Origin of the sequence: Rhodococcus sp. D-6 (genome assembly GCF_040256695.1) — a bacterium.
Classification (GTDB): Bacteria; Actinomycetota; Actinomycetes; order Mycobacteriales; family Mycobacteriaceae; genus Rhodococcus; species Rhodococcus pyridinivorans.
The window spans coordinates 3,792,970-3,807,833 of the sequence record NZ_CP132970.1; the positions used below are offsets into that span (position 1 = coordinate 3,792,970).

Sequence of the window (14,864 nt, forward strand, 5' to 3'; positions counted from 1 at the left end):
AACGAGGGCAGTGCCGCTCACAGAGACCGATTCGGGAGTCCGACTGCTCGTTCGGCGCGTGGCATGATCGACTTGATTTTCGGAACCGGGTAGCATAATTATAGTTGAATACTTGATTACCGCTGCTGTCGTCCGAGCTGAACCGCCCGGACGATCACCTCCGGCACGTAGATGGCAGGTCTGATCGCGATCGGCAGACCCGTTCTCCCGACGGGACGCCTCGGCTCCACCGAACGACATACGACCAAGGAAGGCCGTTCTCTGATGATTTCCAGCCTCGTAATCCGGCCTCTGGCTCGCGCAATCGCAGTCGTGCTGATCGTCGCCGATACCGCCCTCGCCACCCGAGTGCCGGCCCTGCCCGACTGGGATGAAGACGGCTCCGCCGCCCGGAGCTGACGTCGCAGGGACATCACCCGCACAATGCTGTGCCGCTTCCGGCGATCACCGACACGCCAACGCACCGAACCGGCACCGAGATGACCGAGACCACATCATGAAGCGTCGACGGCCTCATACCGTCGCGCGGCGAGCAGGACCGAGCACGGCGACATTGCCGGGTGCCGCAGCCGCCGGCAGGTCGAGGACCGTCGACGTACGCAGGCGATGCAGCAGGAACGCTGCCCCGAGCCGGCTGCGCCCGAATCCCTCGAACGGGTTGAAACCGAGTGTCGCAGTGATGGTATCGATCCTGCTCTGAAGCGTGCTGTGGTGGATGTTGAGCAGTCGCGCCGCTTCCCGAACGGACTGCGCAGCGACGACGGCATCGATCGTCTCCATCCCCCAGGCGTAGTGTGCGATGGCCTCGACACGGTCGGCGTCGCTGTGCGGAGCGTGCTCATCGGCGTCGGCAAGCAGTTCGATCAGACCCCCGTAGGAGTCGGCCACAACCTGGGGTTCCTTCGGGGTTCGGCACAGGCGCAGAGCGACCATCGCGGTCCGGAACGACCGATCCAACGAGTCCGGCGGCGTGGCTGTTCCGATACCGCACGGCGAAGCGCCGAACGGCGGGTACCGCTCCGGCACAACGATGGCGTGGACCGGACCGAACGGGGTGGCGATCACGTCCTCCGGGCCGGCGGGATGATTGCGCCACACCGCGAACAGCGGTGCCACAACGAGGCGATACAGGCCCGTTGCCGACAATCCGAGCGCACTCGCCGCGGTCAAGCGCTCGTCGGGAATGCTCTCGCGACCGGTGAGTATGCCGAGGTGGCGGCGATTGTCGATCTCCCGGGCTCCACGCCCGTTCCGGATCCGCACAGCCAGTGCCAAGCGCTCGAGGATGAGTGCGTCGTTCGGCCCAGCAGCACCGTCGCGTTCGAGCCAGACGTCGATGCCGTCCTCCGACGTCACGTGCAGATTCGAAGGATCTGTCGGCGATTGACCCTGCACTGCTTCTCCTTTCGGAGTGACTCGTAGAGTCCGCGGCGGGACGCTCTGCCGGAACCCTGCAGTACAACCGGCCAGCGCGGCAGCGGTTGCGAGCAGGGCACGGGTGTTGACGTTGCCGACGATCAACTCGTCGAAGCACGCGATGACACGCAGACCCAAACTGGCGCTGGGATCGAGGCGGGCGATCCGTCCGAGTAGCTCTTGCATATTCGTTCCTGCCCTCAGTCCGCAAGGATTTTCTCGACCCAGGTGTTGCGGGTCCGGATCATGGACCGGCCCACGCTGGTGTGCGGGGCGAAAATGTCGCACGCGTGAAAGGCGCCGGACCATACGTGCAACTCGGCATCGCCACCGGCTTGCCAGATCCTGTTGGCATAGTCGATCGCCTCGTCCCGGAAGATCTCGGCCGCACCGACGTCGATGAAGGCCGGCGGCAATCCGCGCAGATTCTGCGCGCGGGCCGGGGCTGCATACGGCGAGACAAGGTCGGTGCCCCGCTGCTCACCCAGCAGGGCGGTCCAGCCGGTTTCGTTGCTGATCCGGTCCCACACACCGATACCGTCGAACTGCTCGATCGAAGCGGTCGTGCACCGGTCGTCGAGCATCGGATAGTCGAGCACCTGCCCACACAACCGGGGACCACCGCGGTCCCGCGCAGCCAGCGCGAGACCGGCTGCCAGTCCGCCACCGGAGCTGGCACCTGCGACCAGGATCCGGTCCGCCCGCACGTCCAGATCGGTGACATGCGCAGCCAACCACTCCAGGGCGGCATACATGTCCTCACGCGGGTAGGGGTCGGGATACTCAGGGGCCAAACGATATTCGACCGTGACAAGAACCGCCCCCAGTTCGGTCACCCAGTCCAGCACCAGGTCCAGGCCGCTGAACATGTCTCCGAACATCAATCCTCCGGAGTGCGCGTACAGCACCGCAGGACGGGGCCCGCTGAAGTCCCGGGAACGAAGCACCGCAGCGTTGACGGCAGCGCCATCACCCCCGGGGAAGGTCACGTCGTTCACCGCGATCCGTCGGCGGTCGAATTCCTCGTCCATCGGAGGGGACGCATAGGACGTACGCATGAACTCGATCAGGTCCGCAGTGATGGTCGGAGGGAACATACCGCCTACCACAGCCAATCCCGCCTTGAGTTCGGCATCGAATGGTGGACGGGGCACGGCTCGGGCCATCGTCACCTCCTCGAAGACTCGCATCGAGGATACGGCGGCCGCTCGACCGAGGGACCCGCCATTCGGCGGGGAAACAGAGCGAAACTGCGCCGCTGCGTCGGTTGAGACACCCATCACACTCTTGTGAAACTTGGAGCAGCGTCACTGTCGACCGAACGAGAGGAACAACCCCCATGTCCGATACCCAACGCGTCGTCGACTCAGCCCGCGAAGTCATCCACACCACGGTGAACAGCGGTGCCGTGCCCGGAGTAGTAGCGGGCATGACGAACAACCAGGAAACCCTGTTCATCGAGTCCGCTGGGGTACGGTCTGTCGACAACGATCAACCGATGACCGATGACACCGTCTTCAGCATCTTCTCGACCACCAAAGCCCTCACCGGCACCGTGGCGCTGCAACTCGTGGAATCCGGTGATCTCGACCTGGATTCCCCGGCCGAGGAGTACGCGCCCGCGATCGGCGAACTCCAGGTCATCGAGGGCTTCGACTCGAACGGTGAGCCGATGCTGCGAGCACCGAAGACCGACATCACGACCCGCCAACTACTGCTGCACACCGCCGGCTTCGGATACGACTTCTTCAACGAGACGTACAACCGCCTCGCCGAGAACCACGGTCAGCCCAGCATCGTCACCGCCACCAAGGACGCGCTCGAGACACCGCTGCTGTTCGATCCCGGCACCCAGTGGGAGTACGGCTCGAATATCGACTGGGCAGGCCAGGTGATCGAAGGCATCGTCGGCACCCGCCTCGGCGAGGCGCTGAAGACACGAGTCCTCGACCCCCTCGGCATGACATCGACGTCCTTCACTCCGTCCGACGACATGCGCGCGCGTCTGGCGACCATGCACCAGCGCACCGACGACGGACTCCAGGCCACCGATTTCGTCATCCCCACCCCGCCCGAGGTCGACATGGGTGGGCACGGACTGTTCTCCACCGTCGGTGACTACCTCGCCTTCATCCGGATGTGGCTCAACGACGGCGAGGCAGACGACGGCACCGTCATCCTCCGCCCCGACACCGTCGAGTGGGCGACCAGAAACGACCTCGGCGACCTGACCGTGAAGATGCTTCCGGGTGTCATCAGGTCTCTGTCGAACGACGCCGAGTTCTTCCCTGGCCAGCGCAAGGGCTGGTGCTACACGTTCATGACCAACGAAACCGAAGCACCCACGGGCCGTCCCGCAGGCTCTCTCGCCTGGGCAGGCCTGGCCAACCTCTACTACTGGATCGACCGGCACAACAAGATCGGAGGCTACTGGGCGACGCAGATCTTCCCGTTCGCCGACCCCAGCTCGCTCGGTGGTTACCTCGACATGGAGACCGCCGTCTACCGAGCCCTTTCCTGACCCCGGTTCCATCCCGGGCCGCGGCACCGGACATCGACCTCGATCCGTTGACCGCTCGCGTAACCGGCGCGCTCGCCGAACAGCCACACGACGACATCAACGAGCTCGGGTGAAATCCCCACCCGACGCACGGACACCACACCGCTGCGGGTGTCGAAACACCCGCAGCGGTGTGGTGTTGCCACGCTGTTCGAGGTCTGGGTGCAACAGGTCGAGCGCGAACACCGTCGTCTCCCACGGGCTTGCCGCGAGGGCCGCACCTTCCGACAGTCACCGCTACCGCACGCAAGGCCATAGGACGACTCTCGGATCACGCATTCTGCGCGATCACACGTGGATGCCGAACGTGTCGATCTTGCGGTAGAGAGACGACCTTGCGATCCCCAGCAATTTCGCGGCGGCGACACGATTGCCACCGCTGTCCCGTAGCGCAGCCACTATGGCATCGCGCTCGACTCTTTCCATTGCCGTCATCGTCCGGCGAGGCGCGGAGCTGAGCGCTGGAGGCAGATCAGCTACTGCGATCGTTCCCGCGGGCTTGGCGCGAAGTACGTGATTGAGAGTGCCGACCAGTTCACGGACGTTGCCGGGCCAGTGGTACTTCTTCAGGGTTCGCATCGTGTCGTCGCTGAAAGCGGTTTCGCGGTGAGGTGCAAGGTGCATTCGGATGATGTCCGGGATGTCATCGGGGTGATGACGCAATGCGAGGACCTCGACGGTGGCGATGAAATGCTCGGCGAGAGCAGAATCCTGAAGTGCGTCCCCATCAGTGGATGTGGTCGCGACGATCCACCGAGCGGGGTATCGGTGCTGGTCGGCGGATATGAGGTCGGCAAAGAGCTCATCGGTGCTCGCGTCGAGTCGGTCGATGCGACGAAGGACGATCGTGGTCGCCGCGGAGTCGAGCGCAGTGCGCAATTCCTCGTGAGCGGACTTTTCAGCAGAGCAATCCACGACGACAATCGGGGCCTGCGGATTCTTGTACAGGTGCATGCCCCGAACGAGAGTGAGTTTGCCGCTTCCTGGTTCACCTTTGAGGATCACGTTGGCATCTGTCGCGGCGAGGGACGTCAACTCCCCTCGACACCGGTTCCATTGGAGCGAAGACCCCGCCACCCCCGGAAACACGGGAACCGTGCGCCGGGGTTGCATGATCTTCGTGGGACACGATGTCGCCTCGACTTCGAAGACGATGCCGGCGATGTCGCCGCCATGTTCGACGAGAGTGCGCTTGACGGTGATGCTACCTCCGGACGGAAGGCGCAGGTCGAACTGGGCAACTCGTGACGGATCGAGCATCGACTGTGCTTCCTCGCGGAGAAAAGCCTCGTCGATCGGGTCGAGAAGGCGCGAGCCGATCTCGTTCGACATGAAAACACCGCAACTGAGTGAGTACACCGCCGTCTGCCGGCGCCGACAGGCGACGAGGAACTCGCCGAGCACGAGCTGTTGCTTGATCGATCCCGTGGCGCGAAGAGCCGACTCGATATCACGAGCCGCTCCAAGGGCGAGCTGGCGCATCAACGGGTTCGATGTGTGGGTCAAGCCTGTGATGTCGATCAGTCCTTCGACACGGCCGGTGGTGGGGTTGTGAATGGGCGCGCCGGCACAGGTGAAATACTGGATCGATTCGTGATAGTGCTGAGCGCCGTCGACGTAGACGGCCATCCCGGTCTCGAGGGCTGTGCCCACTCCATTGGTACCGACGAGCTCTTCGGCGTAGGTGAACCCGGGAGCGAAGTACACCTTGTCCAGCTTCGCGGCGAGGACGGGATCATTGTCCCGCCGGACCAGCACACGCGCATGCTCGTCACTCAACGCGACACTGAGGGACATGTCGGACAGGTCGTCATGGAGCCGATCGAGGATCGGCAGGGCGCATCGCACCAGTCGTCGGCGAAGATCGAGGTCTTCGACGTACTGTAGCTGTGGAAGGTGCGAGCCGTCCGGGATGACACCCGCCTGACGTGAGCGTCGCCATGACTGCGCGATGAGGGGCGAGACGTCCTCGGAGGGGGAACCGGCGAGGTCATGGAGATGCCGGGCGGTGGTCACGCGGCGCCGGCGGTTATCACTGTCCATCACATTTCCTTGCAGGTCGCAGTACTGCCATCCCCCTCAATGTGCCGCACGTCACATTCTGTGGATGTCCCAGAATAGGACATCGATCTGCCGTCTCCAACGGCAGTAGCGGGGCGGGTACGGCCACCCCGCCGGCCGGAGATCGGCACTCGCGGTCCGCACCGCGCCTACTCCTCGGACCACCGACTGCCGCGATCCGGGGTGCACACCACCATCAGGAGACTGACGTCAGGTCGTCGACGGCGACCGGATCACCGGGCTCGGCTTCACCCCGCAGGGGAAGCCGAGCCCGTTCCATCACCTGCCCCGCCCTACGCATAGAGGTCGACATCGCCGGCAACCGCGCAAGAATCTCGATGTTCTCTGCCGCCACGACCGCCGGCGGGCACACTCACTACCGTCCCGCCCACGTGGACCGTTGTCGTGGCGGCACCGCTTCAGACCTCGATCGCGAGAAGATCCGCAAGGTGGCGGTCGATCTGCGGCATGTAGGTCGGAGCGACAGCGAACAGGCCCAAATGCCCGAGCACATCTTCGACCACGCGCAGTTCACTGCCCTTGATCAGTTCCTGCTCGGCAGCACAGTCGCGGACCGGGAACAACTGGTCTTCATCGATGGGAATCACGAAGGTCTTGGCGGTGATCCGTCCGAGTGCAGCGGCCAGGTCTCCCCCGGTATGCCGAGAGACGTCGCCGCGTTGCCAGGCCCAGGATTGAGTGAGGAGTGCGTTGGGATCCATCGCCGTGAAGTAGGGCTCGAGGAATCCGGTCAGGAACGCGTCCAGGGATTCGAACTCCATTGCTCGCCATACTTCTTGCTTCCAGAACTCGGTCGAGAATCCGAGCACTCCCCAGATGTGAGCCTGCCTGGTGAGGCCGTCGACGACCTGCGTATGCGAGGTGTATTCGCCGCCGTTCCAGCCCGGATCCGACAGGATCGCTTCGCGCATGATCTCCGCGATCAAGAAATCACCGGGAGTGTTGCGTGCCGTACCGGCAATCGGTGCGGCGCGCAGAACCTTGTCGGGGAACCTCACCGCCCATTCGTAGGTCTGTTGAGCTCCCATGGAGCCTCCCGTCACCAACGCGAGGCGTTCGATACCGAAATGCTCCCGGAGCAGCCGCTCCTGGGCCACGACATTGTCCCCGATCCGAACACGAGGGAAGTTCGACATGGCGATCTCTGCGTTGACGCCGGTGGCGTTGTGGGGAGACGTCGACAGACCGTTGCCGATCTGATCCACGCAGACGATGAAATACTTGCTCGGGTCGAGAGCATGGTCAGGACCGATGTATGCGTCGCGCCAGATCTGGTGGGTCCCCGAGTACCAGGTGGGGATGAGGATTGCGTTGTCCTTGGCTTCGTTCAGCGTTCCGAACGTTGCCACTGCGAGCCGGCAGTCCGGGATCGAGCCACCCTCCTCGAGGTCGAGGGCTCCGATGCCGATCAGGTCGTAATCACCGTGGAAGTCGTGCGTGTAGTACGGGTTGTCGATCATCGAGATCGTCCTCCTGAGCTATGAGAAAGCGGTAGCAGCGCGTGCTCACCCGATGACATGTGCGTACGCCGCGGTGAGACGAGCAGTGGTCGACCGCAGGGGTCGGATATCCGAGAAGGTCAGCTCAGCTGGAATCCCTTGTAGCCGGCCGCGGCGGCCGCGAGAGTGAGTTCTCGATAGGTGCCGACCCCGCCGGTGTAGGACAGCACGCGGCGAGGTTTTCCGGGAACGTTCGCGCCGTTGTACCAGGAATTGGTCTTCGAGATCAGCGTGGCATTCGCGGTTTCGTCGTGGTGGGCGACCCATTCGCCCTCACCCTCGACGGTCGGTTCGATGACGGTGTACCCGTGCTCACGCATGTGCCGGATGCATTCGGTGATCCATTCGGTCTGTTGCTGCAGACAGGTGGTCATGTTGCACAGAGCCGCGGAGGGGGCGAGTGGGGCACCGGTGGTCAGCATGTTGGGATAGCCGTGCACCATCAGGCCCATCGTCGTGCGGATGTCACGCGACCAGTCGCTCGTGAGCGATCGGTCCTCACGTCCACGGATGTCGATTCGTGTCAGCGCGCCGGATCCCGCATCGAATCCCGTGGCCAGGATGATGACGTCGACTTCGTGCAGCGTGCCGTCGTCCAACAGGATCCCTTCCGGGACGATTCGGCTGATCGGATTGGTGCGCACCCCCACTGCTTCGACATTCGGACGGTGGTAGACCTCGAGATAATTGGTTTCCAGCGGTACCCGGTGTGTACCGAAGCCGTAGTCGGTCGGAATCAACAGTTCACACAGCTTCGGATCCTTCAGTCGCGCACGCATCTTCTCTCGCACGAACTCGGACACCTGCTCACTGACCTCTTCATCGGAGAACACCTCCGCGAAAGAAGCGAGCCAGAGCTTGAGTGAACCGTTGTCATAGATCTCTTCGAGCCTTTCCCGCCGTTGCTCGGGAGTCAGGTCGACCCATGCATGCTCGAAGTCGTATTCGAAGCCACTGAACGTATGCGGCAACGTCGCGCGAAGTTCCTCGAAGCGCTCCTTGTACGCGGCAACATCCCGGTCGTCGTAGGACGGATTCTTCATCGGCAGGGCGTACTGCGGTGTACGGATGAACACCTTCAGATGTTCGACCTTGTCGGCGATGGTCTGGATGACCTGGATCCCGGTGGCGCCGACACCGATCACTGCAACTTTCTTGCCCGCGACATCGGCGCCCTCCTTCGGCCATCGAGAGGTGTGGAAGATCGGGCCGGCGAAGCTTTCCTGACCCTCGAACACCGACGACATCGGTGCCGACAGCATGCCGGCGCAGGTGATCAGGAACTGGGTGGCAATCGTGTCCCCGCGATCGGTGCGCACGATCCATCGCTTCGAGTCCTCGACGTAATGCGCACTGGTGATCGTCGTCGAGAATTGGATGTCGCGACGCAGATCGAGACTGTCGGTCACATAATGCAACCACTGCTCGATCTCGGGTTGGCCGGGGAAACGCTGACTCCAGCTCCAGTTCTTGTACAGCTCATCGGAAAACAGGTACTGGTAGATGTAGGCCTCCGAATCGAATCGAGCACCCGGATAACGATTCCAGTACCAGGTGCCGCCGACGTCGGAGGCGGTATCGAAGGCGCGCACCCGCAGCCCCAGCTCGCGAAGCTGATGCAGCTGATACAGGCCGGCGACTCCCGCACCGATGATCAACGCGTCCAGCTCGAGTGACACCTCGGTATCAGCAAGTCCGACCGCAGAGGAAAAGTGAGGCGACATGTCCTAGCCTTTCTGTAGTTCAGGTCACGTGGAAGCCATCATCGTGATGTGCGCCTCACTCGGCTGTCCCATCTTCGGACACTTCCCGGCTTCGCAGACACGGATATCACCGAGTCCGGCGCCTCTCGCACCGCCAGCACCCCAGCAGAACCGATTTACAACTCGGGGGATGTTTTCGACGACGCGGTGGGCAACCTTCGGCAAAGAGGCCTGCAGTATATCCGGAATATACTGTTACGCAATGATTTCTACCACCAGTCCAGTTCCGGACCCATCTTGCCGCATGCTCGACACCGCCGCGATCGCCATCTCGATTCGGGTCGCCGCCGCACCGATATGAGCACACAGTCGGCGATCCGACACATTCCGGCCTTCCAACCGCGACCGTTGGATGCCACAGAATCCGAACTCTGTTCTGGTAGCTGCAATTCGAATTGCCATCGCCTGATCCCTCATCCCCCGGTAGCCGCCACGAAGACGGGACGAACCACAGCTTCCCGACTACCCGAATGAAAGGGAAATTCACCGAATCATGGCCACGAGACCGAATAAACCTGTTCAGAGTACGCATGATCATGCAAAACGAACAGTCTGTCGCTGCTCGGAGGGCCGAGATCGCAGTCCTGCCCGAACGGTTCGGCGCATCACCGCCGGCGCAGGTGCTCGAGCGTGCCTTGGTAAGGAACACTGATGTCACACGAAATGCACCATCTCGATCTGGGACTGTGGGCGCTCTTTCTCGCCTACGGCACCTCGATCGCCGGGTCCTTCGTCGGCCTGTCCTGCGCTCGCCGAGCCGCTACCACCCCACTCGGTCCGACATGCTGGCGCTGGTTGGTGATGGCAGCCTTGTCCATCAGCGGTGTCGGGATCCGGATGACCCACTTCATCGCCATGATGGGCTTCGCGGTGAGCCTGATGCACTACTGCGGCATGGCTGGATTTCACGCGTCCTTGGACTCGACCGCCACCACGCCGGAGGGCGTGACGCTCCTCGATTCGATGCTTCAGGCATACATTCTCGGCACGACCATACTGGCGGCGCCGCTCGTCGCATTGGTGCTCGCTCGTCAGAGTGCCGACACCGAGGTCGACGAAGCGATCGCCACGTGGAGCGCGGAGATCAATGATGCCGTCCCCTACCCCGGTGACCGAGGGCAGGAGGCCACAGCTGAACTCGACACCCGTCGAGACGTTCCGCGTCGACCTGCCGACCCCCTTCGCAAGGGTGATGTGCAGGTAGTGCCACACGAACGAGTGCGGCAACCACCTCTCTGGTGAAGGACCCACCGTTCGGCGGGTCCTTCACCAGCCCCCGGCGCACGAGTGTTTGTTGAGGGCAGGGGCATTCGCCGGTCTGGATGCTGCCACTGGTGATCAGTGTGCGATGTACTTGGTGGCGAGATACTCGTCGATACCTTCGACCGATCCTTCGCGGCCGAAGCCGGACTCCTTCACCCCTCCGAAGGGCGCGGCCGCGTCGGCGATGATGCCTCGGTTGATTCCGACCATGCCGGTCTCGAGTGCGTTGGCGACTCGGGACGCTCGGTCGAGATTCTGGGTGTAGAAGTACGCAGCGAGGCCGTATTCGGTGTTGTTCGCCGCCGCGATCGCTTCGTCCTCCGTATCGAAGGTGGTGATCGCGGCTACCGGGCCGAAAATCTCCTCACGCAGCAGACGCGCGTCGGGACTCACGCCGTCGAGAACGGTGGGGGAATAGAACGTTCCCGGCCCGTCAGGACGGCCACCGCCGATGCGGATACGCGCACCCTTCGCGACGGCGTCTTCGACCAGAGCATCGACGGTGGCGCACTGCTTCGCGGTGATCAGCGGTCCGATATCGGTTCCTGCGTCGAGACCGTGTCCGGTGCGCAAGGCACCGATGCGTGCCGTGAACTTCTCGCTGAACTCTTCTGCGACGCTACGTGCGACGTGGAATCGGTTGGCTGCTGTACATGCTTGGCCGCCGTTGCGGAATTTTGCAGCCATCGCGCCGTCGACCGCTGCATCGACATCAGCGTCATCGAACACGAGGAAGGGGGCATTGCCTCCGAGTTCCATCGACATCCGCAGGAGCCGATCCGCTGATTGACGAACCAGCATCTTGCCGACACCGGTGGATCCGGTGAACGTGATCTTGCGCAGATCAGCGCTGCTGATCAGTGGTGCGGTCAGCGCTGCAGCATCGGAGGTCGGCAGAATCGACAGCACACCCTCGGGCAGACCCGCATCGGCGAAAATCTGACCGACGAGCAGCATCGTCAAAGGCGTTTCGGCCGCTGGTTTGACGATGATCGAACATCCGGCCGCCAATGCTGGACCGATCTTGCGCGTGGCCATGGCCAACGGAAAGTTCCAGGGGGTGATGGCCAGTACCGGCCCGACCGGTTCTCTGGTGACGACGATGGTGCCGGTTCCCGAGGGGGACGGCGAGACTCGCCCGCTGATTCGGTTCGCTTCCTCGGCAAACCAGTGCAGGAATGATGCGCCGTATTCGATCTCCGCATACGCCTCGTGGAGCGGTTTACCCATCTCGAGAGTGATGGTGCGCGCGAGGTCGTCTGCCCGCTGGTGGATGAGTTCGAATGCGGTGCGCAGTATTTCGGCACGTCGACGCGAGGGAGTCCGCGCCCAGTCCCCCTGCACAGCAGTGGCGTGTTCGAGAGCTCGGCGTCCATCCTCGGGCGCGGCATCGGCGACATGCGCAATCACGGCACCGGTCGCGGGGTCCTCTACGGGGAAAGTGGTGCCGGTAGACGAATCGACGAGTTCTCCACCGACCCAGAGTTGGGTGGGGACGCCCGCGGGGAGAGTGTGGGTCATAGCTCCTGCCGAGTGTGTGAAGGTTCATCGCCACGCCCGACCAGTCGGCACCCGAACCGGGAGCCGAGGCCGATGCAGGTCGCTCGGGTGTAGCCACGCGCGTTCGGTGGCCACACCCGAGCGGGCGAGCGGGTACTAGCTGGTGGTGATGGACTTGCGTGCCTTGTCCTGGAGGGTTTCGAGTGCCCGGATGAGATATCCACGGAAGACAGTGTGGTTTTCGCTCATCGGGAAGTGGCCGATCTCCTTCATCTCGATGAACTCGGCGTTCGGGATCTGCGCCGCGGTCCGGGCGCTGTCCTCGGGGGTGGTGAGGTAGTCGTAGTCACCGGTCAGCATCACAACCGGGCACCGGTCACCGTCGATGTCCGCGAGCTTTCCGCGCAGGTCGTGATCGACCGAGTAGAAGTGCAGGTCACCGCGGAAGGACTCGGAACCCTGGCTGTAGTAGAACCAGGTCTTCCAGCGATCCGCCTCCGGCGACTGAGGTGCCATCAGGTCCCACACGCCGCTCGCGCAGACCTGTGCCGCGTTGGCGTGGGGGTGCTGCCACCAGTCGAGGTAGAAGCCCGGCGAATAGTCCGCACCCTCGACAGGGATGACGCCGGCGAAGCGGTCAGGGTGCCGAAGCGCAAGCTGCAGGGCGATGTTCCCACCGAACGAGGATCCCATGAAGATCGGGTTCTCGAGTTCGAGCGCGTCGCACAACGCCACGATGAAATTGGCGAAGTGGTCCGCGGAAAGCTGGTACTCCTCGGTCCACCATTCGGTGTTCTCCGGCGGATCGGACTTGCCGTGCCGCGGCAGGTCGTAGGCGATGACACGGTAGTTGGCGGTGATCTCCTCGTCTTCGAGCAGACCGCGCCACTGGTGGTTGTGGCAGCCGGCGGTGTGCTGGCACACCAGCGGCTGGCCGGTGCCGTTCTCGAGGTAGAAGACCTTGTACAGCAGTCCGTCGACGTCGACGTCGACGTAGTGGCCGGTGACCGGGGAAATCTTGCTCATCAGTGTTCCTTACGGCTCAAAGGGGGTGGGAGGATCAGACCGGGACGCCGACGGTGCGCAGGAGTTCGATCTGGCGGGTGATGCACCGCAGGTTCTGCATCAGCACCAGGATGTCGCCTTCGAGCTTCATGTCGCGCTGGAAGCTCGCGGCCCAGATGCCGTGGTACATCGGGGCGGGCACCGGGACGCCGAAGTTGCGCCAGGTCTCAGCGCTGGCACGCAGCGCGAACTGGTACGGCACATCCAGCGGACCGGGGTCGATCGCGATGTCCACCACGTTGCCGCGGCTCATCTGGATGACGAACGTGTGGTCGGTCATGTCGAGCAGGTACGAGCAGGTGAAGTACTTGCCGTGTGCCTGGATCTCGGGGTCGGTGTTGTTCGCCTCGGTGAACGAGGCAGCCCAGTCGGCCGTGTCGAGGGCACGCGTAGTGACGGTCATGTGGGATTCCTTCGATGAGGGAGACAGCGAGGCCGAGTGCGAGCACTCGCTCCGGTATGCCGACCCGAATCCGGAAAGTGCTGGCCTCCTGGATGCCGTGTCGGCCATGACAGCCATCACACCTCGTGTCCGCCGGGTGCGTCCAATACCTATCCGGCCCGGATCGATAGGCAATGACTACTGGTCTCCCGGGGTGGTGTTGGCTATCTTCGGAAACATGCAACCCCAGCTCGACCTGCGACTTCTGTCCTATTTTGTGGCAGTTGCGGACGAGCTGCACTTCGGGCGCGCAGCCGCCCGTCTGCACATCGCTCAGCCCTCATTGAGCGTGCAGATCCGCAAACTCGAGCAGAACCTCGGCGCGGTGCTGCTGCTGCGCAGCAGCAGGCATGTCGAACTGACCCCTGCCGGCCAGATCCTGCTCGACGAAAGCCGCCGGTTGCTGGCGAACGCCGAACGAGCCGTCAACCTCACCCGCGAAGCCGCCCACGGCGTCAGTACCCGCAAGTTGGTCATCGGCTTTCAAGGCAACGCAGCTGCCGAGCTCACACCGCACATTCTCAGTACGTTCCAGTCGCTGCATCCGGGCATCCAGGTGCAGATGCATTCCTACGATTTCTCCGACCCGTATGTCGGGTTGGCCGACGGATCCTCCGATGTCGCCTTCGTCCGGCCCCCGCTGTTGATGCAGGACTGGCTGGGCATGGAAGCCCTGTTCGTCGAACCCCGGGTGATGGTCGTGTCCGCGAATCATCCGCTCGCCCAGTTGCCCGAGGTGAGCGTCGAACAGGTCACCAACGAGTTCTTCGTCGCACGCAAAGCCCCCGAGAACTGGCGAAACTACTGGCTGGCCACAGAATCGCGCCAAGGCGAACCGGTGCGGGTCGGCGCAGACGTCGCCACCGTCGACGAATGCTTCGAAGCGATCCTCGCCGAGCGCGGCGTGGCATTCTCACAAGCATCGACGCAACGCTTCTACAGCAGACCGAGCCTGGCATTCGTGCCGGTGACCGACATCCCTCCCACGGCGCTGTCCATCGCCTGGCGCACGGATGTCGCGTCCAAACCCGTACAGGATTTCATCGACACAGCACGCGCTGTGGCCTCGCTCCACACCGTGCCCGGAGCATGGTCCACCCGGCCTCACAACTCGATCACCGAAGGTGCCCACCGCACGACAGGCTGACTTCTCCTGGCCCCTCGAATCAGCGTTCCGATCACTGGTGCCTTCTTACCGAACCCATTGCTCAGCGTGCGAGTACCGCTCGACGTCACGAACGGTCACGGTCTTTCCCGAGCCGACGTGGACCTGT

At 63.2% G+C, this 14,864-nt stretch carries 12 protein-coding genes; 4 read left to right on the top strand and 8 right to left on the bottom strand.

What is annotated here, in order from left to right; genetic code table 11:
• The first annotated feature begins 171 nt into the window (after nt 1–171).
• Nucleotides 172–399 (top strand): hypothetical protein, encoded by a 228-nt coding sequence (locus RBB84_RS17660; protein WP_064256503.1) that lies wholly within the window; start codon nt 172–174, stop codon nt 397–399.
• 114 nt (nt 400–513) lie between these two features.
• Here the strand turns inward: RBB84_RS17660 and RBB84_RS17665 are convergent, their stop codons facing one another.
• Both RBB84_RS17665 and RBB84_RS17670 read right to left on the bottom strand, forming a co-directional pair.
• Complete coding sequence (locus RBB84_RS17665) at nt 514–1,602, bottom strand: helix-turn-helix domain-containing protein (protein WP_064256502.1); 1,089 nt, start codon at nt 1,600–1,602, stop codon at nt 514–516.
• Nucleotides 1,603–1,616: 14 nt separating this feature from the next.
• Nucleotides 1,617–2,513, bottom strand: coding sequence for an alpha/beta hydrolase fold domain-containing protein (locus RBB84_RS17670; protein ID WP_006553292.1), 897 nt, complete (start codon nt 2,511–2,513; stop codon nt 1,617–1,619).
• 242 nt (nt 2,514–2,755) lie between these two features.
• Here RBB84_RS17670 and RBB84_RS17675 point away from each other — a divergent pair, with 242 nt between their 5' ends.
• Nucleotides 2,756–3,937 (top strand): serine hydrolase domain-containing protein, encoded by a 1,182-nt coding sequence (locus RBB84_RS17675; protein ID WP_064256501.1) that lies wholly within the window; start codon nt 2,756–2,758, stop codon nt 3,935–3,937.
• 327 nt (nt 3,938–4,264) lie between these two features.
• On the opposite strand, the gene RBB84_RS17680 is transcribed toward RBB84_RS17675, so the two are convergent.
• From RBB84_RS17680 to RBB84_RS17690, 3 genes are all read right to left on the bottom strand, one after another.
• Nucleotides 4,265–6,019, bottom strand: a complete 1,755-nt coding sequence (locus tag RBB84_RS17680; protein WP_064256500.1) for a helix-turn-helix domain-containing protein — start codon at nt 6,017–6,019, stop codon at nt 4,265–4,267.
• 437 nt (nt 6,020–6,456) lie between these two features.
• Nucleotides 6,457–7,518 (bottom strand): alpha/beta fold hydrolase, encoded by a 1,062-nt coding sequence (locus tag RBB84_RS17685; protein ID WP_024102233.1) that lies wholly within the window; start codon nt 7,516–7,518, stop codon nt 6,457–6,459.
• A gap of 119 nt (nt 7,519–7,637) precedes the next feature.
• Nucleotides 7,638–9,281, bottom strand: coding sequence for an NAD(P)/FAD-dependent oxidoreductase (locus RBB84_RS17690; protein ID WP_064256499.1), 1,644 nt, complete (start codon nt 9,279–9,281; stop codon nt 7,638–7,640).
• 690 nt (nt 9,282–9,971) lie between these two features.
• Between RBB84_RS17690 and RBB84_RS17695 the strand changes: the two genes are divergently transcribed.
• Complete coding sequence (locus RBB84_RS17695; protein ID WP_231912027.1) at nt 9,972–10,562, top strand: MHYT domain-containing protein; 591 nt, start codon at nt 9,972–9,974, stop codon at nt 10,560–10,562.
• 96 nt (nt 10,563–10,658) lie between these two features.
• Here RBB84_RS17695 and RBB84_RS17700 read toward each other — a convergent pair whose 3' ends face one another.
• The 3 genes from RBB84_RS17700 to RBB84_RS17710 all read right to left on the bottom strand — a co-directional run bounded on the left by RBB84_RS17700 (nt 10,659) and on the right by RBB84_RS17710 (nt 13,551).
• Nucleotides 10,659–12,104, bottom strand: coding sequence for an NAD-dependent succinate-semialdehyde dehydrogenase (locus tag RBB84_RS17700; protein WP_033097425.1), 1,446 nt, complete (start codon nt 12,102–12,104; stop codon nt 10,659–10,661).
• 135 nt (nt 12,105–12,239) lie between these two features.
• On the bottom strand, nt 12,240–13,109 hold the full coding sequence (locus RBB84_RS17705) for an alpha/beta hydrolase (protein ID WP_019288297.1): 870 nt from the start codon (nt 13,107–13,109) through the stop codon (nt 12,240–12,242).
• A 34-nt stretch (nt 13,110–13,143) separates the two neighbouring features.
• The gene (locus RBB84_RS17710; protein ID WP_006553284.1) at nt 13,144–13,551 is read right to left on the bottom strand and encodes a hypothetical protein; all 408 of its coding nucleotides are present in this window, start codon (nt 13,549–13,551) and stop codon (nt 13,144–13,146) included.
• Here RBB84_RS17710 and RBB84_RS17715 point away from each other — a divergent pair.
• Nucleotides 13,550–14,737, top strand: a complete 1,188-nt coding sequence (locus tag RBB84_RS17715) for a LysR substrate-binding domain-containing protein (RefSeq protein WP_269454808.1) — start codon at nt 13,550–13,552, stop codon at nt 14,735–14,737. The two genes, RBB84_RS17710 and RBB84_RS17715, sit on opposite strands and share 2 nt — an antisense overlap.
• Nucleotides 14,738–14,864: the final 127 nt, after the last annotated feature.